Annotated in this window: 19 protein-coding genes and 1 pseudogene; 11 read left to right on the top strand and 9 right to left on the bottom strand. The window is 61.7% G+C overall.

Annotated features, from left to right (window positions below):
* Window positions 1-44 precede the first annotated feature (44 nt).
* Both ACYQ0G_RS11690 and ACYQ0G_RS11685 read right to left on the bottom strand, forming a co-directional pair.
* Complete coding sequence (locus ACYQ0G_RS11690) at window positions 45-2,030, bottom strand: M48 family metalloprotease (RefSeq protein WP_460102749.1); 1,986 nt, start codon at window positions 2,028-2,030, stop codon at window positions 45-47.
* 14 nt (window positions 2,031-2,044) lie between these two features.
* On the bottom strand, window positions 2,045-2,629 hold the full coding sequence (locus ACYQ0G_RS11685; protein ID WP_460102747.1) for a LemA family protein: 585 nt from the start codon (window positions 2,627-2,629) through the stop codon (window positions 2,045-2,047).
* Window positions 2,630-2,785: 156 nt separating this feature from the next.
* Here ACYQ0G_RS11685 and ACYQ0G_RS11680 point away from each other — a divergent pair, with 156 nt between their 5' ends.
* The 3 genes and pseudogenes from ACYQ0G_RS11680 to ACYQ0G_RS11670 all read left to right on the top strand — a co-directional run.
* Complete coding sequence (locus ACYQ0G_RS11680; RefSeq protein ID WP_460102745.1) at window positions 2,786-3,463, top strand: PspA/IM30 family protein; 678 nt, start codon at window positions 2,786-2,788, stop codon at window positions 3,461-3,463.
* A 42-nt stretch (window positions 3,464-3,505) separates the two neighbouring features.
* Window positions 3,506-4,663, top strand: a complete 1,158-nt coding sequence (locus tag ACYQ0G_RS11675) for a hypothetical protein (protein ID WP_460102743.1) — start codon at window positions 3,506-3,508, stop codon at window positions 4,661-4,663.
* 199 nt (window positions 4,664-4,862) lie between these two features.
* Window positions 4,863-5,481, top strand: a pseudogene (locus ACYQ0G_RS11670) (tyrosine-type recombinase/integrase); the annotation flags it as partial.
* A gap of 162 nt (window positions 5,482-5,643) precedes the next feature.
* Here the strand turns inward: ACYQ0G_RS11670 and ACYQ0G_RS11665 are convergent.
* The 6 genes from ACYQ0G_RS11665 to ACYQ0G_RS11640 all read right to left on the bottom strand — a co-directional run bounded on the left by ACYQ0G_RS11665 (window position 5,644) and on the right by ACYQ0G_RS11640 (window position 10,583).
* Window positions 5,644-5,880: a hypothetical protein gene (locus ACYQ0G_RS11665; protein WP_460102741.1), complete on the bottom strand. Its 237-nt coding sequence runs from the start codon at window positions 5,878-5,880 to the stop codon at window positions 5,644-5,646.
* Window positions 5,881-6,432: 552 nt separating this feature from the next.
* Entirely contained in the window at window positions 6,433-6,987 is a 555-nt protein-coding gene (gene ssb, locus ACYQ0G_RS11660; protein WP_460102738.1) for a single-stranded DNA-binding protein, read from the bottom strand.
* 170 nt (window positions 6,988-7,157) lie between these two features.
* Entirely contained in the window at window positions 7,158-9,005 is a 1,848-nt protein-coding gene (feoB, locus tag ACYQ0G_RS11655) for a ferrous iron transporter B (protein WP_460102736.1), read from the bottom strand.
* The gene (locus ACYQ0G_RS11650) at window positions 9,002-9,241 is read right to left on the bottom strand and encodes a FeoA domain-containing protein (protein ID WP_221542631.1); all 240 of its coding nucleotides are present in this window, start codon (window positions 9,239-9,241) and stop codon (window positions 9,002-9,004) included. Before ACYQ0G_RS11650 ends, feoB begins: the two co-directional genes overlap by 4 nt.
* Before the next feature lie 57 nt (window positions 9,242-9,298).
* Window positions 9,299-9,970: a COQ9 family protein gene (locus ACYQ0G_RS11645; protein WP_460102734.1), complete on the bottom strand. Its 672-nt coding sequence runs from the start codon at window positions 9,968-9,970 to the stop codon at window positions 9,299-9,301.
* Window position 9,971: 1 nt separating this feature from the next.
* Window positions 9,972-10,583, bottom strand: coding sequence for an ankyrin repeat domain-containing protein (locus tag ACYQ0G_RS11640; RefSeq protein WP_460102732.1), 612 nt, complete (start codon window positions 10,581-10,583; stop codon window positions 9,972-9,974).
* Between the two features lie 86 nt (window positions 10,584-10,669).
* Here ACYQ0G_RS11640 and ACYQ0G_RS11635 point away from each other — a divergent pair, with 86 nt between their 5' ends.
* From ACYQ0G_RS11635 to ACYQ0G_RS11605, 7 genes are all read left to right on the top strand, one after another.
* Window positions 10,670-11,263: an SCO family protein gene (locus ACYQ0G_RS11635; protein WP_460102730.1), complete on the top strand. Its 594-nt coding sequence runs from the start codon at window positions 10,670-10,672 to the stop codon at window positions 11,261-11,263.
* Entirely contained in the window at window positions 11,251-11,721 is a 471-nt protein-coding gene (locus tag ACYQ0G_RS11630; RefSeq protein WP_460102729.1) for a YcgN family cysteine cluster protein, read from the top strand. The genes ACYQ0G_RS11635 and ACYQ0G_RS11630 overlap by 13 nt, the downstream gene beginning before the upstream one ends.
* Window positions 11,718-12,440 (top strand): M48 family metallopeptidase, encoded by a 723-nt coding sequence (locus tag ACYQ0G_RS11625; protein ID WP_460102727.1) that lies wholly within the window; start codon window positions 11,718-11,720, stop codon window positions 12,438-12,440. The genes ACYQ0G_RS11630 and ACYQ0G_RS11625 overlap by 4 nt, the downstream gene beginning before the upstream one ends.
* Before the next feature lie 32 nt (window positions 12,441-12,472).
* Entirely contained in the window at window positions 12,473-12,958 is a 486-nt protein-coding gene (locus ACYQ0G_RS11620; RefSeq protein WP_460102726.1) for a hypothetical protein, read from the top strand.
* Entirely contained in the window at window positions 12,939-13,928 is a 990-nt protein-coding gene (gene ribD / locus ACYQ0G_RS11615) for a bifunctional diaminohydroxyphosphoribosylaminopyrimidine deaminase/5-amino-6-(5-phosphoribosylamino)uracil reductase RibD (RefSeq protein WP_460102724.1), read from the top strand. Before ACYQ0G_RS11620 ends, ribD begins: the two co-directional genes overlap by 20 nt.
* 1 nt (window position 13,929) lies before the next feature.
* Window positions 13,930-14,547 (top strand): riboflavin synthase, encoded by a 618-nt coding sequence (locus ACYQ0G_RS11610; protein WP_460102721.1) that lies wholly within the window; start codon window positions 13,930-13,932, stop codon window positions 14,545-14,547.
* 344 nt (window positions 14,548-14,891) lie between these two features.
* Window positions 14,892-15,386 (top strand): hypothetical protein, encoded by a 495-nt coding sequence (locus tag ACYQ0G_RS11605; RefSeq protein WP_460102720.1) that lies wholly within the window; start codon window positions 14,892-14,894, stop codon window positions 15,384-15,386.
* Between the two features lie 40 nt (window positions 15,387-15,426).
* Here ACYQ0G_RS11605 and ACYQ0G_RS11600 read toward each other — a convergent pair whose 3' ends face one another.
* Window positions 15,427-16,626, bottom strand: a complete 1,200-nt coding sequence (locus ACYQ0G_RS11600; protein ID WP_460102719.1) for an FAD-dependent oxidoreductase — start codon at window positions 16,624-16,626, stop codon at window positions 15,427-15,429.
* 336 nt (window positions 16,627-16,962) lie between these two features.
* On the opposite strand from ACYQ0G_RS11600, the gene ACYQ0G_RS11595 reads away from it, so the two are divergent.
* Window positions 16,963-17,613 carry a helix-turn-helix domain-containing protein gene (locus ACYQ0G_RS11595; RefSeq protein WP_460102717.1) on the top strand — a complete coding sequence of 217 codons (651 nt, stop codon included), beginning with the start codon at window positions 16,963-16,965 and terminating at the stop codon, window positions 17,611-17,613.
* Window positions 17,614-17,702: the final 89 nt, after the last annotated feature.

The raw sequence follows: 17,702 nt of genomic DNA, 5'->3' as shown, positions 1-17,702 counted from the left end.
TCAATGAAATCGAAAAGCCACATTGGCATGCCAACACCCCTTTTTCAGCTAAATTTATCGAGCTTCTTAAGCACAAAGCATGGCACGTATTCGTTCGAATTTTTCAGAAGAGCAGAGACGCGGGCTTTGCCCACTTTATCGAAACGGTAACGGAATGCCGGCTCATCCCAGCGCTGGCGAAGCCGATTAAGCATCGCAGCATGACTTGGATTGTCGTAGGCTGCTTTCAAAATCTCGAAGCCACTCCGGCCCCAATTCGAGAAGCCAAGCGCGAGGTTCAACTCGCGATTTTCGATATATTCGACCAGCCATTCAGCTTCATCTTCGCTACCTGGAGTACCACGTGCGATAGAATCCATTGCAATTCGGCTCTCGAAGCTGGTGATGTCGTAGCCAAGTCGCCTATCTCCGTAGAGCGCAAATTCGCCTGCAGGATCACTATAGGGTGTCGAATAGCCATTATAGCAACCTACCTGATCGAGTTCGGCGATCTGCATTTCGTCGGGAATGCCGCTGCGGAAAGTACCGTCCGCGTATTTGAAATCATTGCCTTCCTGACTGGAGAAGCTGGCCATCACCCCTTTCATCCGACCGCTAATGCCCATCCATTCACGCCGGTATTCGCGGGAAGCATTCATAGTCGCGAGCGATACGTCAGTTGTTAAATAGCCCTCGGTCTGACGCCGCTTCCGTTCAGCGGCCAACCAGCCAGCAAGCGTGTTCTTCTGGCCATCGAACGCGGCGTAAGTGGCCTCGCGCTCTGCGTCGCACCTCTCCTTCGATAAAGTGCCCAGATCACAAGCGAGCGGACGTCCGACAGCCAAACTGATTGGGCGCACATCGAACTTCGCCAGCATGGTTTGCGGCTGGTCGATCTCGGACCAGTGAAGCCAAACGAGTCCAAGGATCGTCACGACGGCTGAAATCTGAGCCAGCCTGTCGAGCCCGATCCAATTGGTCCTCGAACCCTTTCGGATCCGCGGCAGCGCGCGCGTCGGCGGCAGTTGGCGCAAAAGGGAGCTGGCCTGCGCCTCGGACAGGGAAGGGTTGCGTTCGAACTCTCGCGACCGCGGGGACGAATGGCTGTTGAAGACCATCGAACCGGTCGTACGAGCGAGCGCCGCCACGCGCTGCGCCACGGTCGGGTGGGTCGCATTGTCGCCATCGGTATCGCCGGCGATCATCATCGCATCGTCTTCGTTTCGCGCGCCGTCGACGCGATAGGCATGCTCGACCTTGACCAAGGCGGAGGCCATCGCACCGGGATTCTTGGTCAGCGAGACCGCTTCTGCATCGGCGATATATTCGCGGCGGGAAGATATCATCAGGCGCGACATCTGGCCCGCCCTGAGCGCGACCGCGCCGATGAAGCTGCCGAGCAGCGCGAGCGGCAGCATCACCGGCACCGCTAGGGCCATCATTCCGTGGACCGGTGTCACCTGCATCGGGTTCGATCTGTGCATTTCGGTGAGTGCCGACATGAAAATGTTCGCCGCCGCCATCAACCGGATGTCGTTGTTCTTGATGTGGCTGAGCTCGTGCGCGAGCACGCATTCGAGTTCCTCGCGGGTCAGGCTGTCGATCAGGCCCCGGGTAACGACCACCACCGCCTTCTTGCGCCCGATCCCGCAGGCGAAGGCATTGCGCGCTTCGCTCTCGATCACGCCGACGAAGGGCACTGGCAGCCCCCACATGGTGATCAGTGGCTCGATCACCGCGCACAGATACGGTTCGTCGCGATTGTCGATAAAGTGGAAGCCGACCGCTTTTTTCACGGTCTCGATATGCCACCAGTACTTGACCGCGAACCAGACTACCGAGATCGCCAGGACTATCGGCGCGTAGCGGACGAGATAGCCGACCGTATTAAGAAACGGAGCGTGAAGCTGGTCGAAGATTACCAGCGGCAGGAACAGGATCGGGATTGCGATCAGCTGGACGGCGAGCAGGAACGCCAGAAACAGGCCGAGCGAACGTCCGTCATTGCTCCTGATCCAGCCGTAGAGACCGGTCGGTACGCCTTTCGCCATGATCCTGCGCCCGGTTAGAACTGGACCGCCATCGGCTCGTCGATCAGCGTGCGCTCGATCCCCAGATCGTATTGCTGGCGGCTGTTGAGGCGAAGCTTCGCAGCGATCACATTGCCGGGGAACATGCGCAGCGACGTGTTATATTCCTCGATCGCGAGATTGTAGAATCGACGCGCCGAAGTGATGCGGTTCTCGCAGTCAGTCAGTTCGCGGCGGAAATTGACGAATTCTGGCATCGTCTTGATTTCGGGATATTTGTCTAGCGAAGCCATCAGGGTGTCCAGCCGCGCGGTCAGATTGCCCTCGGCCTTCAGCTTGATGTCCGCATTCATGCTACCCAGTGCCTTGTTGCGCGCCTCGATCACGCCGAGGACCATGTCCTTCTCGTGATCGCGCACGCCCTTCACCGTGTTGAGCAAACTGGGAATGAGATTCTGACGATGCTTCAGGTGCACGTCGATATCGGCGAAGGCGGTGTCGCAGCGCTCGTCCAGCGCGACCAGCAAATTGTGCATCGACTTAAAGCGAAAATAGAGCCAGATGGCGCCCGTGATCAGCGCGGCGACCAGACCCAGAACGACGTATAGCAGCGTTTCCATCGACAACCCCCATCGACTTGCGGTGTTCGGGCTCTTGGTTACTCCATGAGAATTAACAATTTTCTACCGGTCCGACGGTTGGTCGATTAACCGCATTTTAAAACCTGGATGGCAATAGTGTTGCAATCGCACTAATACTGCCGGGGGTTTGAAATCATGGCTGAATCCGTATTCGCTCGCGTACGCCGCGTCCTTTCGGGCCGGATCGAGGATTCCGTCGACGCGATGGAGCGCGCCAATTCCGACGGTACGATGCGCGAAGCGATCCGCGAGGTCGATCGCGCCCTTGACGAGGTTCGCGGCGATAAGGAAGCTGCCATGACGCGTCGCCTGCAGGCCGCGCGCCAGCAGGAGATGATCGGCACGAAGATCGATGAACTGACGGGCAAGGCCAAGTTCGCGCTGCAGGAAGGGCGCGAGGACCTCGCTGAGGGTGCGCTCACTCGCCAGGTTGATCTTGAAGGCCAGTTCGCCAAGCTCGAGAAACTGCAAGCGCTGAGCCGGATCGAGGAACAGAAGCTCGAAGAAAGCATGACCGCGCTGCAGGGCCGCAAGTCGGAAATGGAAGAGGCGCTGGCTGCCTTCATGATCGCCCGCTCCGATGCCTCGATGGGCGGCGATGACGGGTTCGACAACAAGCTCGATATCGAAAAGAAGATTCGCAATGCCGAAGCGGCGTTCGATCGCGCCATGACCGGTGCTGGCGGCGTCGAATTCTCTCGCAGCGATGCCAAAGCGATCAACGCCGTGGCCGAACTCGACACGATGCAGAAGGGCGCCACCGTGGCCGAACGTCTCGCCGCGCTAAAGCAGGAATCTGGCAAGGCCGCTTGACCTGATCTTCAGAACCTGATCGGACAAGTGGGACCGCGAAGCATGATCCAGAAACCCAAGGATGAGGACTTCCGCGAAAGTCGCGTCGTGGCGACCGCGCGGACGACGAGCAAGATTGCGGTCGAGGGGTCGAAGGGCATCGGCGCTGGCGTGGGTCGACTCTATCTCTACTGGATCGGGGGGATGATGCTGTTCGGCCTAGTCGTCAGCGCCATTCCATATATCGGCTTCTGGGGCTTCCTGTTGTTGGCCGGTGGCGGCATCTTCTGGTGGAGGGATCATCGGAAGCAGGCTGCCGCCCGCATCGAGGCGCTTCGCCAGCAGCCGCAACGCTTCTTCGCCGCGGCCCCGGTCTGTGATCCAGCAGCGGCATTCCAGAGTCAGGCCCCGTCGCCTTTCGCCAATGGCAGCGATGACGGCGGATTCGCTTTTCCTGCGCACGTTCGCCGCGAAGCCAAGGTTCTTTTTGATATCGGGCAGGTGACGCAACAGGCAGCGGTATCGCTGGTCGCGGGACTCTTCTTCCTGTTCGTGTTGGGTAGAGCGCTGGAGAATGTTGGGACGATCATGGGCATTGTGCTGGTCATGCTTTCGGTGCTTGTCGCCTCGCGCTTGCTCGGCGATCGCGTGGCGATCGAGTGGACGCCGCGCGAGGTGACGGTTCACCACCTGCTTTCGACGGGTAGGATGCAGTGGGCGGATGTCGACGACGTGACGGTCGAGAAAAGCTCGAAGCTCAATCTGAAGACATACTTCCAGTCCGGTTCGAGCAAGAACATCGTGCTTCGCGCGCCGATCAACCGGCTCGGTGGGCCCACGGAAATGCGGGTACCGGTTCGACTGCTGAGCATGGAAACGGCGGAACTCGAACAGTTGCTGGCCGACCTTTTCTGCTGGCGGGCGGCGGGCAATACCCTGTCGCCGACCGCAACCCAACCGTCAGGCTACGCGCAACCATCCGGTCGACCCTCATCGCCCGGCAGCCAGGAGATCGCCGCTGAGCCGCTCGGTACCGCTTCTCCCTCCGCCGATTCGAATGCCAGCTTCGATCCGGATGCGATCATCGAACGCCATCTCGCCGAACGTCGGCGCCTATTTGCGGAGAACCGGCCTCCCGTGCGCTCCAATTCGGAACGAGTTTCGCCCGCCGCAGGCGTTCAGATAGCCACTAGGCCGACATTTGGGCGGAAAAGAATTTAGATTCTGGCGCTAGTCCAGGTTTCTGAAGTTCCTAATCCGTCGAGCTGTGCGGCCTTTCTCGTTCCGTTTGGCCGATTGATCACCAACGGCGATTATTGACGCCGGTGGTGTTTCACCTTTTAACTTCAGCAGATCGCTCCGACCCAAGCGCTGACACCTACAGTTACCTCTTGGGCCAATATCGGCCGAGGAGAAAACGATGGGATACTCACCATTTGACCCTACCATGCAGGGACGCGTCGCCTGGAATGCCGGCAAGAATGTTGGAACGAAGCGCCCGCTGACCCAGAAACAGATTTGGGCGATCCGGTTTCACCTCGATCGCGAAGGCCGACTGCGAGACAAAGCGCTCTTCGATCTTGCTATCGACAGCAAGTTGCGCGGCTGCGATTTAGTAAGATCAAGATTGGCGATGTCGTCGCTGGCCCTGACATCCGCAACCGCGCGACCGTCATTCAGCAGAAGACCAGTCGACCGGTGCAGTTCGAGCTTACCTCCGACGTACGAACGACCCTCCTCGCCCGGCTGGAACGACGCTGTGGCTCAACGGTCGATTGTTTCTTCCCAAGCAGGGCGATCATGCCGGGCACATGAGCACGCGTCAGTATGCCCTCCTCGTCGATGAATGGGTGACCGCAATTGGACTTCGGAAGTCCGAGTATGGAACACACTCGCTTCGGCGGACAAAAGCCGCGATGATCTATCGGGCTACCGGCAACATTCGTGCGATCCAGATCTTGCTGGGTCACACGAAGATCGAGAACACGGTCCGCTATCTCGGTGTCGACGTAGAGGACGCTTTGCGGAGAGGCAAGAATTGGGCCGAAAGCAGCCTGTCCGGTTTTGGCGATCACACCCAGATTCCTGCAATTTGCCGCGGATATCGCGGCACGATACTTCATAGGCGATCTCGATCCTCTAGCAGCGCGACCCGGCCCGCCTCGGATCAGATGTGAACGCTCGACGTTCGTCTGCCTGCCTCAGACGACAGGCGTCTCCAGAGGTTCGAATTTAGCGAATTGCTGGGTGCTCGGGCAATCGGCGCAGTCGCGGAGCGCATAGGCGCGCTGATGTGATCTCAGGCGCTGCGGCAAGGCCTCGAGATCGGCGGGGCTGTGCAAATCGTCTACCGAGATCTCGAAATGCTCGGGTGCGAAGCTGCACGGCGCGACCCGGCCCGCCTCGTCAATAAAGAGGAAGGTCTCGGCACCCGGCAATCGGTTATGGGAAGCGGTCGCCCCGCCACGCTATCAGCGAACCGTTCGAGATAGGCGGCACCACCGACCAAGGTTGTCCCCACGTGGGCCAGCTCGCAGCGCAGCCGCGACCGCCACATGGCGACGAGTTAGGAAATCAGCGAGCGATTCAATCTCGTGCGTCAAGAGGACCTGCCGATTTTGAAAGCGACGGCCAGATCGATCTCTTGGGACCAAGCCCAACGATACAGTTGGCGGATGCCGCTGAGCTCCGCATAGGCGGTGTTGAATACCTTCGATGCATTTCGGCAACGAACAGTTGCGAACAAAGTTGGGTACCATTCGGGGTACCCAACCGAGTTAAGCAGGATGGGATAGCGCTCGCCGTTTGCGAACGTAGTGCGGATCAATAGCAAGTCTGTCGTGCTTTGCATGCACGCCCAATCGCAACAGAATCTTAAGGTAGAGTATATGTCATCAATGCATCTGCCGCAAAAACTGCACCAAACCGCGCAAAGTCACTGGAATCAGTGCCTTACCTCCGTAAACGCAACAGGCCTACTGAGGTAGTTCCTAAAAGGGAATGTCGTCGTCCAAATCGTCGTAATTTGAGCCTCCGCCCTGGCTTCCGCCGGAGGATCCGCCACCTTGGTTCCAGCCGCCGCCGGACTGGCCGCCACCGCCGCCGCCGTAGTCTCCGCCGCGCGAAGCGCCGCCGCCGCCGCTTCCGCCGCCATAACCACCGCCGGAGCCCGAGCCGCCACCCTGACCGCCGCCGGGGCCATCGAGCATGGTCAGCGTCCCGTTGAAGCCGCGCAGTACGACTTCGGTCGAGTAGCGGTCATTGCCCTGCTGATCCTGCCATTTGCGGGTCTGCAGCTGGCCTTCGACGAAAACCTTGGAGCCTTTACGTAGGAAACGTTCGACCACGTTGATGAGGCCTTCGGAAAAGATCGAAACAGTGTGCCATTCGGTCCGTTCCTGGCGCTCGCCAGTGTTGCGGTCCTTCCACTGTTCGCTGGTGGCGATGCGCAGGTTCGCGACTTTCCCGCCATTGGGGAAGCTGCGGACTTCGGGGTCTGCGCCCAGATTTCCGATCAGCATGACTTTGTTGAGGCTTCCGGCCATCGATTCGTTCCTTCGTAAAAGTTGGCAGTGGCCTATCGAAACGCGGAAGGACTCTCCACCCCTACGATTGCTTACCCACATCGTCATTGCGAGCGAAGCGCAACAATCCAGAGCGGTTGCGTGCTAGCCTGGGATTGCCGCGTCGCCTGCGGCTCCTCGCAATGACGAGATTAGAGGCCTAAGGACACCGCGATCCAGTAAGTCGCACCGGCCGCCAACCATGCCAAAGCGAACAGATAGACGACCATGACGGTCGGCCACTTCCAGCCATTCGTTTCACGCCGTGCGACTGCAATCGTCGAGAGACACTGCGGCGCGAACACGAACCAGGCCAGGAATGCCAGCGCGGTCGGCAAGCTCCACAAGGCGGCGATCTTCTCGGTCACGCCTGCGGCTGCGACATCTTCGTCCTCCGCATCGACGGCATAGGTCGTGGCGAGTGCGGAGACAGCCACTTCACGGGCGGCGATGGCAGGCACGAGCGCGAGGCTCATCTCGCGATTGAAGCCGACCGGTTCCAGCACCGGATGGATCGTATCGGCCACTGCCCCGGCGAAGCTTGCATCGAGCTGGCTTTCGCCCGGCTCGGCCTTGGGGAAGCTCAGCAGCACCCAAAGCGCGATCGTGGCCACGAAGATGATCGTACCCGCGCGGCGCAGGAAGACCCAGGCACGCTGCCACAGGCCGATCGCAAGGTCCTTCAGGCGGGGCAACTGGTAACGCGGCAATTCCATGATGAAGCCGCTCGCCGCGCCCTTCGTCACTGTGCTGCGCAGGACCAGAGCGACGACCATGGCGCCGACGATGCCCGCCACATAAAGCGCGAACAATACGAGCCCCTGGATGCCGATACCGGGTCCGATGGTCGTCTGCGGGATGACGGCAGCGATTATGACCGCGTAAACCGGCAGCCGCGCCGAACAGGTCATCAAAGGCGCGATGAGGATGGTTGTCAGCCGGTCCTTGGGATCGGAAATACTGCGCGTCGCCATGATGCCCGGAATGGCGCAGGCGAAGCTGGAGAGCAGCGGAATGAAGCTTTTGCCGGACAGGCCGACACCCGCCATGAGCCGGTCCATCAGGAAGGCTGCGCGCGCCATGTAGCCGCTCGCTTCCATTATAAGGATAAAGGCGAAGAGGATCACGATCTGCGGAAGGAACACCACAACCGAACCGACACCGGCCAGCACGCCTTCGGTAAGGAAATCGCGCACGATCCCGGCGGGCAGCAAGTCCGTAGTCGCTTCGGTAAGGACACCGACGCCGCCTTCGAGCGCGTCGGCGAAGGGCGTAGCCCAGGCAAACACGGCCTGGAAGATAACGAAGAGCAACCCAAACAGGATGACAGGCCCGATCCACGGATTGAGGAGGACCTTGTCGACGCCGTTTTCGATGGTGTGCCGCGCGGATTTCGAAAGAATGGTACCGCGCGCGATGTGCTTGGCCGAAAGCCGCCGTTCGGGCAGCGTCAGGTGCCAACGGCTATGCGCTTCTTCGTCCGCATGGGTTTCAGCCTCGGCAATCGCCGCCAGCAATTCACTGATCCCGCGCCTGCGGACCGCCACCGTCGGCACCACGGGAACGCCGAGCGCTTCGGACAAGGCCGCCGGGTCCAGCGTCAGGCCATCGCGCTCTGCCAGATCGACCATGTTGAGCGCTACCACGGTGGGGCGCCCCAGTTCGAGCACTTCCTGCGCAAAAACGAGATGCTGTTCGAGATTCGCCGCATCGATAACGATGACCAGCACATCGGGCACGGCCTCGCCGTCGAAAGTGCCCTTCACCACATCCCGCGTGACCGCCTCGTCGGGACTCGCGGCATCGAAACTGTATGATCCGGGAAGGTCGAGCAGTTCGACCGGCTCACCGCTCGGCAGCATCAGGCGACCAGCCTTACGCTCCACGGTGACGCCGGCGTAATTGGCGATTTTCTGCCGGGCACCGGTCAGCGCGTTGAACAGCGCCGACTTGCCCGAATTGGGGTTGCCGAGCAGCGCGGCAGTGTATTTGCGGCTCATACGGCTTCTACCGTGATGGCTGCGGCATGGGCACGGCGGATCGCAATGGTCATGTTGCCGAGCCGCAAGGCTATCGGATCGCGCGTACCGAAGATTCCGCGGTGCATGATGGCAACCTCGGCCCCTTCGTCCACGCCCAGCGCCTGCAGCCGCTTGCTTTCATCCTCGGCAAGCGCTGCCCAGTCGACGCTGGTAATGCGAGCGCTTCTCTCACTGTCGAAACCATCCAATGTCATGCGCGCCCCCTCTCATATCGGAAGGCTTGTTGCAACTGGTTATCAATAGCGCAGCAGTTAGCGGGCGGGATAGCGCAACCGGCCAAGGAAACGCGTGACACTGAAGCTCTCACGCTCAGATCCCAGCCACTTCGCCTTGACCTTCTCGAAGGTCATCACCCCTTCGATCCGCCGGTCGAGAAAGGCGCGAGTGTCTTCCTTGCCTTCGCTCTGGTCGTCCACGAACACCGCCAGTGTCGCCCCGTAGATAGAGGCCAGAATGGCGCGCTTGGTATAGTGATTGTAGTCCGTCGCGGTATCGCCGGCGAGCCGCCACATCACATCGGCACTGTTCCAGCCCAGCTTCACCGCACGCGCGGCATTCTGGGGCATGGACATGATGGCCAAGCCGCGCCGCAGCGCCTCTTCCTGCCCCGCCACCGCGTCGAGCCTGAATTGCACGAGGCTGCGAATCCGCTCGCGTATCTTCATCTGGGCCAGCTTTTCCGGCGGAAGCGCGGCTGCCATCGCCACATCGACGGTTTCGATCCAGGCGCTGACCATGTCCATCGCCGAGACGCCGCCGCCCTTGCCCTTGAAGGCGAGCCGGGCGACATCGACATCCGCGCCCATCTGGTCTGCCGCCATTACCAGCGCCTCGTCGGTCCAGCCGTCGAATACGGCCGCATCGGCGATGGCCGGGGCAAGCGCCAGACGTAGCTCGTCCAGCGTCAGGTCGGCGGGGTTCATCTCAGCTTGGTCCATAGGTTTCGGCCTCGTCCTCGTCCGACTTTTCCGCCTTCTCGATGGCTTCCAGCGCCCCCGACCGTGCGCCCAGCAGCGTTGCATAGTCACGCGCGCTGCGGCCCGAATTGTCCGTCCGGTCAGGGTTGCCGCCTTCGGAAACAAGCAGTTCGATCAGCCCCAGATCGCGGCGATGGACCGCGCTGATGAGAGGCGTCTCGCCCGTGCTGTCGGAAACGTCGATATGCGCGCCGCCCGCAATCAGCCGCTCCACCCCTTCGACGAAGCCGAGCTGCGCGGCGATCTGGAGCGGATAGACGCCGTTCTTGTCGGCAATGTTGGGATTGGCGCCGCGCTGCAGCAGGAATTTCACCCAGGTGATGTCGCGCCGCTGAACCACGGCATGCAGGGCAGTCTCGCCCGTGCCGATATCGCGCGCGTTGATGATGGTGTTGCCCGGCTCATCCAGCAGCTTGGTCGCGACATCGCCTTCGCGATCGCGCACCGCCTTGATGAAGGTATAGCCATCGGATTGGCGCTGCGCCGCCACCGGGCTCGCCGAAAGAGCAAGCGCCGTTCCGGCAACCGCCAGAATCCGTTTCAGTCCAACAGTACGCACCGTTGCATTCTCCGTATCGAAATCGCGAATATCCTCGCGGCAAACCCTTGAACCCGAGCCGTTAGCAGACCATGAACCCCACTGTCATGCCCCGCTTTTCATTCCTGATCGCCGCAAGCCTTCTCATGGCTGCCTGTTCGCAAGCCGATTCTGCATCCAACCCGGGCGAGCCGCCGCTTGCCGGGGCGGCGATCGGCGGCGATTTCATGCTTACCAGCGAGACCGGGGAGCCGATCAGCTTCTCCGATTTCGATGGGCAATATCGCACGATCTACTTCGGTTACGCCTTCTGCCCTGACGTTTGCCCCACCGACAACCAGCGGGCGATGGCGGGGCTCAAACGCTTCGAGAAGGAAAATCCCGAGCTGGGCGCCAAGGTGCAGCCGCTGTTCGTCAGCATCGATCCGCAGCGCGACACGCCCGAGGTCCTGACCGAGTTCACCGACGCCTTCCATCCGCGCCTGATCGGGATGACGGGCAGCAAGGAACAGCTCGACAAGGCGGCATCCGACTTCGCCGTTTTCTACAGCAAGGGCGAAGAAACCTCCAATGGCGGCTATCTGATGGACCATTCCAACCAGACCTATCTGTTCGGCCCGGACGGCCAGCCCCTCGCCCTGCTGCCCACGTCGGACGGGCCGGATGCCGTTGCAGCGGAACTGGCGAAATGGGTGCGTTGAGGGAGAAATTCTGGGACCGGCCGCTCGCCGATCTCAACCGCGAAGAGTGGGAGGCGCTGTGCGATGGCTGCGGGCGCTGCTGCCTGCACAAGGTCGAATATGAGGACACGGGCGAGATCGAGGAGACGAATGTCGCCTGCACCCTGCTCGACTGCCAGACGGCGCAATGCCGCGACTACAAGCACCGCAAGGCCTTCGTGCCGGACTGTTTGCGCCTGACGCTCAAGCTGGTGGACCGGGTGCCGTGGCTGCCGGAAACCTGCGCCTATCGCCGCCGTGCCGAAGGGCGCGCCCTGCCCCGCTGGCACTACCTTTTATCGGGTGATCGCGAGGCGGTTATCGCGGCTGGAGTATCGGTTGCGGGGCGGGTTATTTCCGAGGACGAGGCCGGGCCGCTGGAGCATCACATCGTCGAATGGGGCGATGGCGAGGACCGGGACGGGGACTGGCCGGCATGATCGAATGGCTGCGGCAGGCGAGCGCCGATCCGCAGATTTCCGTGGGTTCGCGGGTGCTGCCGATTGAAATCCGGCGGCACAAGACGGCGAAAAGGCTGACTTTGCGGCTGGCGCCCGATGGCAGCGCGGTTCGCATAACCTTGCCGCGCTGGTGTGCCACGAAAGAGGCTGTCGCCTTTGCCGAGGATCGGCGCGAATGGCTGGCCCGGCAGCTGGAGAAAATCCCCGAAAAACAGGACCCTATCACCGCCGGTAAGGTGCTCTACCGCGGCGGCGAAATCCCCCTCGACTGGCGCGAGGATGCGCCCCGCAAACCCCTGCTGCGCGATGGCCGCCTGCAGCTTGGCGGCCCGCTGGAGTGTTCCGGAAAACGCCTCGAACACTGGCTTGATCGGGAGGCGATCGGCCTGATCACCGAGGATGTCCGCGATTATTGCGACCGGGCCGGCCTTCCCCCCGCCCAAGTCCGGCTGAGCCGTGCGAAACGCCGCTGGGGCAGCTGTTCGAGCAAGGGCGTGCTGCGCCTCAACTGGCGGCTGGTGCAGGCACCCGATTTCGTCCGCCGCTCGGTCGTGGCGCATGAAGTGGCCCACCTCGTCCACTTCGACCATTCACCCGCCTTCCACGCCCTGCTCGACGCGATCTACGAAGGCGAGATCGACAGCGCCAACCGCTGGCTCAAACAGCACGGCCGCACACTCTACGCCAGCTTCAGCTAGCGCTAAGGCGCGTCTGCTATTATCTAGGCATCATGCGTTTGAGAAACAGGATCAACCCTGTCGGTGGTTTTGCCGACTTCTGGACCGAATGGAAACGGCCCACCCCCTATCGCTGGCCGATCCTTGCCGCGTCCTTCGCCATGTCGGGAACGCTGCTGTTCTGGATCACGCAGGAAAATTACTTCTACCCGCCCGAACAGCCCAAGGTGACCTATATCACCACCTTCGCCGAAGGCCGGACCGACGAGGAAATCCGCCAGTCCAACATCGAAAACCAGAAGCTGAAGGAAGAACGCGCCGCCGAACGCGCCCGGATCGAGGAGCGCAAGCGCGAAATCTACCGCACGCTGGGCGCGGCCAGCGGCATGGATGTCGAGGCCATGGAAGCCGAGGCCGAAGCCGAACGGCTGGCCGAGGAACGCGCCGAACAGGAACGGCTCGACCGGCTTTTCGGTGAGCGTGAGGACAGCCCACGCGAGGAACAGGCGGACAGCGCGGTTGAAACCGGCGGCGAGTGATGCGCGCTGGCTGGCTGCGGCGGCGCGGCTGGCGTCGCGCGGCCGCCCGCTGTCGCGCCCCAACCCCTCGGTCGGCTGCCTGATCGTGAAGGATAGCCGCGTAGTCGGGCGCGGCTGGACGCAGGCCGGAGGCCGCCCCCATGCCGAAGCGGCGGCACTGGCACAGGCGGGCGATCACGCACGCGGCGCCACCGCCTATGTCACGCTGGAGCCCTGCGCCCACCAATCACCACGCGGCCCGGCCTGCTCCACCCTGCTGGCAGAAGCGAATGTCGCCCGCGTCGTGATCGGCGCGCAGGATCCCGATCCGCGCACCGCCGGCGCCGGGATAGAGCGGCTGCGCGCCGCCGGTATCGAAGTCGCCCTGCTTCCCCTTGCCGCCGTTCAGCACAGCCTTGAAGGCTATCTCGCCCGCGCCCGCCATGGCCGCCCACATGTCACCCTCAAGCTCGCGCTCTCGCTCGACGGGTGCATCGCCATGGCCGACGGGTCGAGCCAGTGGATCACCGGTGCAGAGGCGCGCGCCCATGTCCATTCGCGCCGCGCGCTGAGCGATGCCATCCTTGTGGGCGGCGGCACCTGGCGGCAGGATCGCCCCCGGCTCGATGTGCGGCTTGCCGGGCTGGAAGCATACAGCCCGCAGCGCGTCCTGCTCAGCCGCGGCGTCCCGCCCGACGGGGTGAAGGTCATCAACGCGCCCGATCAGATCGGCGCGCTGGACGGTGTGCAATATCTCTATGTCGAAGGCGGCGCAGGCGCGGCGGCCAGCTTCCTGAAGGCCGATCTGGTCGACCGGCTGGAAATCTACCGCGCCCCCATCGTGATCGGTGGCGGCATGGCGGCACTGGGCGATATCGGTCTCGCCAATCTAGCCGATGCGCATGGCCGCTGGCAGCTTGCCGAAACCCGCCAGCTTGGCAGCGACACATTCACCGCCTATCGCCGCACCAGACAGGAGGATCAGCCCTAACATGTTCACCGGTATCGTCACCGCCATCGGCACCATCGACAGCGTCGAACAGCGCGGCGACACGCATGTCACCGTCGCCTGTCCCTTCGATCCCGAAGGCATCGACATCGGTGCGTCCATCGCCTGTTCGGGCGTGTGCCTGACCGTGGTGACGCTGGCCGGGACCAGGGGCGATGCCCGCATCGGCTTCGACGTGTCGGGCGAAACAGTGGCCCGCACCGTGCCCGGCATGTGGGAGAAGGGCCGCAAGCTGAACCTCGAACCCGCGCTGCGGCTGGGCGACGAACTGGGCGGCCACCTCGTCACTGGCCATGTCGATACGGTGGGCGAAGTCGTGACGAAACAGGAAAAGGGCGGCAGCTGGCACCTCGCCATCCGCATCCCCCGCGACTTTGCGCCCTTCGTGGCCGAAAAAGGATCGATCACGGTCGACGGCGTATCGCTGACCGTGAACGAAGTGCACGACCGCGAAGACGGCACCTGCCACTTCGCCCTTAACATCATCCCCCACACCGCCGAAGTGACGACGCTGGGCACGCTGGAGGAAGGCGCCAAGGTCAATCTGGAGATCGACGTGCTGGCGCGTTATCTCAAGCGGATGCAGGGTTTGGCGGGGTAAACGTTCGCCATGTTTGGCAAACCGGTGCCCTAATCTTTTAAGTAGAAACGGCCCGCAGCGTCCTACGGGCCGTTTCCGTTAGTCCATAGTCCCGGATACCTCTCCCCGTTGTCCAAGGCTGTCTCTACGTACGGGACATCAAGGCGCGAATAACGATGCATCGGGACCTAAACTGATTGCTTATGCTTGGGCTGAGAAAGCGCCTTACTGCTAGGATGCGTAACGAACCTGCACGAACCGTAACGTTCAGCACGAACCAGCACATTGGAGCTCCAGACACTGCTGACCTATGGTAACGCAATAATTTCGGTGATCAGATCTATTGATGCCTTATGGGTGTCTAAGTGGAGCTTATGACACACTGCCAACTCAGCATCGAATACGAAGGTATGGTCAAACGCCGCGAACTCTACGCAAAGTATGGTATTGCTGCCGAGGCATCTCAGCTATTTGAAACCGAACTGGGAACAATACTTTTAGCTCTTCGAGCCCTTGAAGAGGGCTGGCATTCGATGCCGAATCCTGCAGCAGCACAGGAACTCCTTACAACGATAGATAAGAGCACTCTTGGTCGCATGCTCAACAAAGTGCGGGAAAATCTTAAGGTCAATGTTGAGCTCGATCAGATCCTCCAGTCCGGAGTAGAAGCGCGCAACAAGCTATCACACGGCTTCTTCGCAAAGCATAATTACCGAATTCAAAATGAGGACGGTCGTGCCGAGATGGTGGAGGAGCTTGGTAGACTGCATTTGGATGTTTTCGCGGCTTGGCAAGCCGCAAGCGCAATCTCCTCGTTATTGACGGAGCTTATCTTAGGCGGACATATAAAACCGGAGTGAGCGGCGACTGCCATTCCTCCGCTGCAGAGTTACCGCATCCCTATCGACTGTCTAATTCAAGCGTCGGCAGGGGATTGGCTACCAGCCCGGCGACCATCGCCGCCTGGATCTTGTTGGCTGGCCACAGGCGCGACAGGGGGCCGACCAGCCGATCGCGGATGAAGGGCAGCAACCGGCTGTCGGACTGATAGACCGGAGTGAAGAGCCAGGTCAGCCATTGATAGATGTCGACATGGGCACGCCGCAGCGCCACCGCATCCTTCAGCGCCGCCGCCACATCCTTATTGCGCGCCATGGCGAGCGAGAGCGCCCATGCATCCAGCAGCGCCATATTCGCACCCTGGCCCAGTTGCGGGCTCGCCGAATGCCAGGCATCGCCGATATGGATAAGCGCCTCTGCGGCCGGATGCTCCAGCGTGCGATGGGCATAGCGTGCGAAGGTAAGCTGGTCTGGCCGGGCGATCTGGTCCAGCAGCGGTTCGCATATCGGCCACAGGTTGCGGACTTGGCCTTTCCAATGATCGAGCCCCGCATCCTGCCACCGGGCATGATCGCTGCCCTTCAGCGACCAGAAGAACGCCAGCCGTTCCTGCGGCCCGCGCCCTTTGCCCAGCGGCAGCACACCCGCCATCGTGCTGGACAGCCGATAGCGCTGGGAAAGCGTGTCGCGCGGCAGATCGAAACCCTCGGGCCAGTCGAGTGAGGCCCAGAGCGCACCATAGGGCAGTTGACCCGACGGACCGGCGACAAGCGCCGAACGCGTGCCCAGCGCGTCGACGATCAGGTCGAACGGCTCGCTGGTCTCACCGTCTTCGAAACGCAGGCAGCGCTGCGATCCCTGCATGACCGAACCGGTGATCGTACGGCCGGTCCGCAGCGGAATGCCTTCGGCCTGCAGCGCATCGTAAAGCGCGGCGAACAGGCTGGCACGGTGGATGCCGATGCCGAACATGGCGGGCCGTGCCTTCAGCGCATCATAGCCGACCGAGAGGACCACGCGGTTTGCGGCCATGCCATGCAGCCGGTTTATCCGCGCGCCTTCCTCCATGATCAAGTCGGCAAGGCCGAGCCGGTGCAGAACGGCAAGGCCGGTGGGCTGGATCATCAGGCCCGAACCGATCGGCTGAGGCTCGGTAAAACGCTCGAACACCACCACGCGATCGCCTGCCCGCGCGAGCAGTAATGCAGCGGCCAATCCGCACGGACCACATCCCGCAATCGCAATCGAACGCCCCGTCATGCGGCGGTGTCTTAGCGACGGAGGCGTTGCAGGCAAGTCGCGAATGCAGGGATTAGGGGGACTTTTCTTGGCTTCGAAATCGTCGCTGGCGTGGGCGAAGCGGCCAGCGAAGCTATGCCCGGGAACTGGCGTGGCGGCGTACGACGCGCACGGGAGAGTGTCCAAAAACCAGAGTATAGAAGCAGGCACCAATCAGTTACTGGCTGTCCAAACCCTGTAAATGGCGCAGGTTTTACAGGGCCCGCGCCGACTATTCCCCATTATTCCCGAATATTCCGCTTGTATTCGTGCCATTCCTCCCCGTGAATACAGCTATCGAAAGCGGAAAGGGCGGATATGAAATTCGGCGACTATCTGAGGCAGAAACGGGCGGAGCGCGGCTGGACACAGCCGCAAGCTGCATCCCGTGCGAAGATCGAGCAGAGCTATCTGTCCAAGCTCGAGAACAACAAGTCGATCCCTTCGGGCGATATCTATGCGCGGCTGGTCGAGGCTTACCGCATCGATGCGGAGGAGATGGCCGGCGTGCTGTTCCCCGCCGAGCTCGACCGGCTGCGCGAGATCGATGCGCTGCGCGATCTGCTGCTTCAGCGCTCGCAGGCCGATATCGAAACGCCGCGCCGGATATTGATCGCAGGCCTCGCCGCGCTGATGATCGGCGGCGGCTTCCTCGGCTTCTCGCAGCTAGAACCTGCGCGCATGCTCACCCAATATACCTATCAGTCTACCGGCGTGACCGCCGCCAATGCCCCGTCGGATACCGAAATCCCGCCGGGCGCGCCGGGTGAGGATGAGCAGACCCTGTTCCTCACCCAGATGCGCGGGCCCGTGTTCACCGAACAGGTGGCAGGCGGCAAGCGTGTGTGGAACCTGGTTGGCAGCGACGTGGTCGCACAGGCGCCGCCTTACCGCTGGGCGCTCATCCCCGGGATCGCGCTGATCATCGGCGGGCTAGGCTGCTTCTTCGTCGCCTGGCGATGGCGATGACCTGCTGACGGACTCATTATCCGCAAACTCACACACCTACTTCCGCGCCTCTAGCGCAACCCTTTCGCTCGTCCCATTTAATAGGAGAA

The sequence above is a fragment of the Qipengyuania triglochinis genome (genome assembly GCF_054655615.1).
This window is presented reverse-complemented; position numbering and strand designations above follow the sequence as displayed.

Excerpts from the sequence above, each read along its gene's own strand:
- ACYQ0G_RS11600 (WP_460102719.1), bottom strand. The coding sequence starts at position 16,626 with ATGACGGGGCGTTCGATTGCGATTGCGGGATGTGGTCCGTGCGGATTG.
- ACYQ0G_RS11675 (WP_460102743.1), top strand. The coding sequence starts at position 3,506 with ATGATCCAGAAACCCAAGGATGAGGACTTCCGCGAAAGTCGCGTCGTG.
- ACYQ0G_RS11690 (WP_460102749.1), bottom strand. The coding sequence starts at position 2,030 with ATGGCGAAAGGCGTACCGACCGGTCTCTACGGCTGGATCAGGAGCAAT.
- feoB (WP_460102736.1), bottom strand. The coding sequence starts at position 9,005 with ATGAGCCGCAAATACACTGCCGCGCTGCTCGGCAACCCCAATTCGGGC.
- ACYQ0G_RS11685 (WP_460102747.1), bottom strand. The coding sequence starts at position 2,629 with ATGGAAACGCTGCTATACGTCGTTCTGGGTCTGGTCGCCGCGCTGATC.
- ACYQ0G_RS11635 (WP_460102730.1), top strand. The coding sequence starts at position 10,670 with ATGCCCCGCTTTTCATTCCTGATCGCCGCAAGCCTTCTCATGGCTGCC.
- ACYQ0G_RS11680 (WP_460102745.1), top strand. The coding sequence starts at position 2,786 with ATGGCTGAATCCGTATTCGCTCGCGTACGCCGCGTCCTTTCGGGCCGG.
- ssb (WP_460102738.1), bottom strand. The coding sequence starts at position 6,987 with ATGGCCGGAAGCCTCAACAAAGTCATGCTGATCGGAAATCTGGGCGCA.
- ACYQ0G_RS11645 (WP_460102734.1), bottom strand. The coding sequence starts at position 9,970 with ATGAACCCCGCCGACCTGACGCTGGACGAGCTACGTCTGGCGCTTGCC.
- ACYQ0G_RS11630 (WP_460102729.1), top strand. The coding sequence starts at position 11,251 with ATGGGTGCGTTGAGGGAGAAATTCTGGGACCGGCCGCTCGCCGATCTC.
- ACYQ0G_RS11595 (WP_460102717.1), top strand. The coding sequence starts at position 16,963 with ATGAAATTCGGCGACTATCTGAGGCAGAAACGGGCGGAGCGCGGCTGG.
- ACYQ0G_RS11650 (WP_221542631.1), bottom strand. The coding sequence starts at position 9,241 with ATGACATTGGATGGTTTCGACAGTGAGAGAAGCGCTCGCATTACCAGC.
- ACYQ0G_RS11620 (WP_460102726.1), top strand. The coding sequence starts at position 12,473 with ATGCGTTTGAGAAACAGGATCAACCCTGTCGGTGGTTTTGCCGACTTC.
- ACYQ0G_RS11610 (WP_460102721.1), top strand. The coding sequence starts at position 13,930 with ATGTTCACCGGTATCGTCACCGCCATCGGCACCATCGACAGCGTCGAA.
- ACYQ0G_RS11625 (WP_460102727.1), top strand. The coding sequence starts at position 11,718 with ATGATCGAATGGCTGCGGCAGGCGAGCGCCGATCCGCAGATTTCCGTG.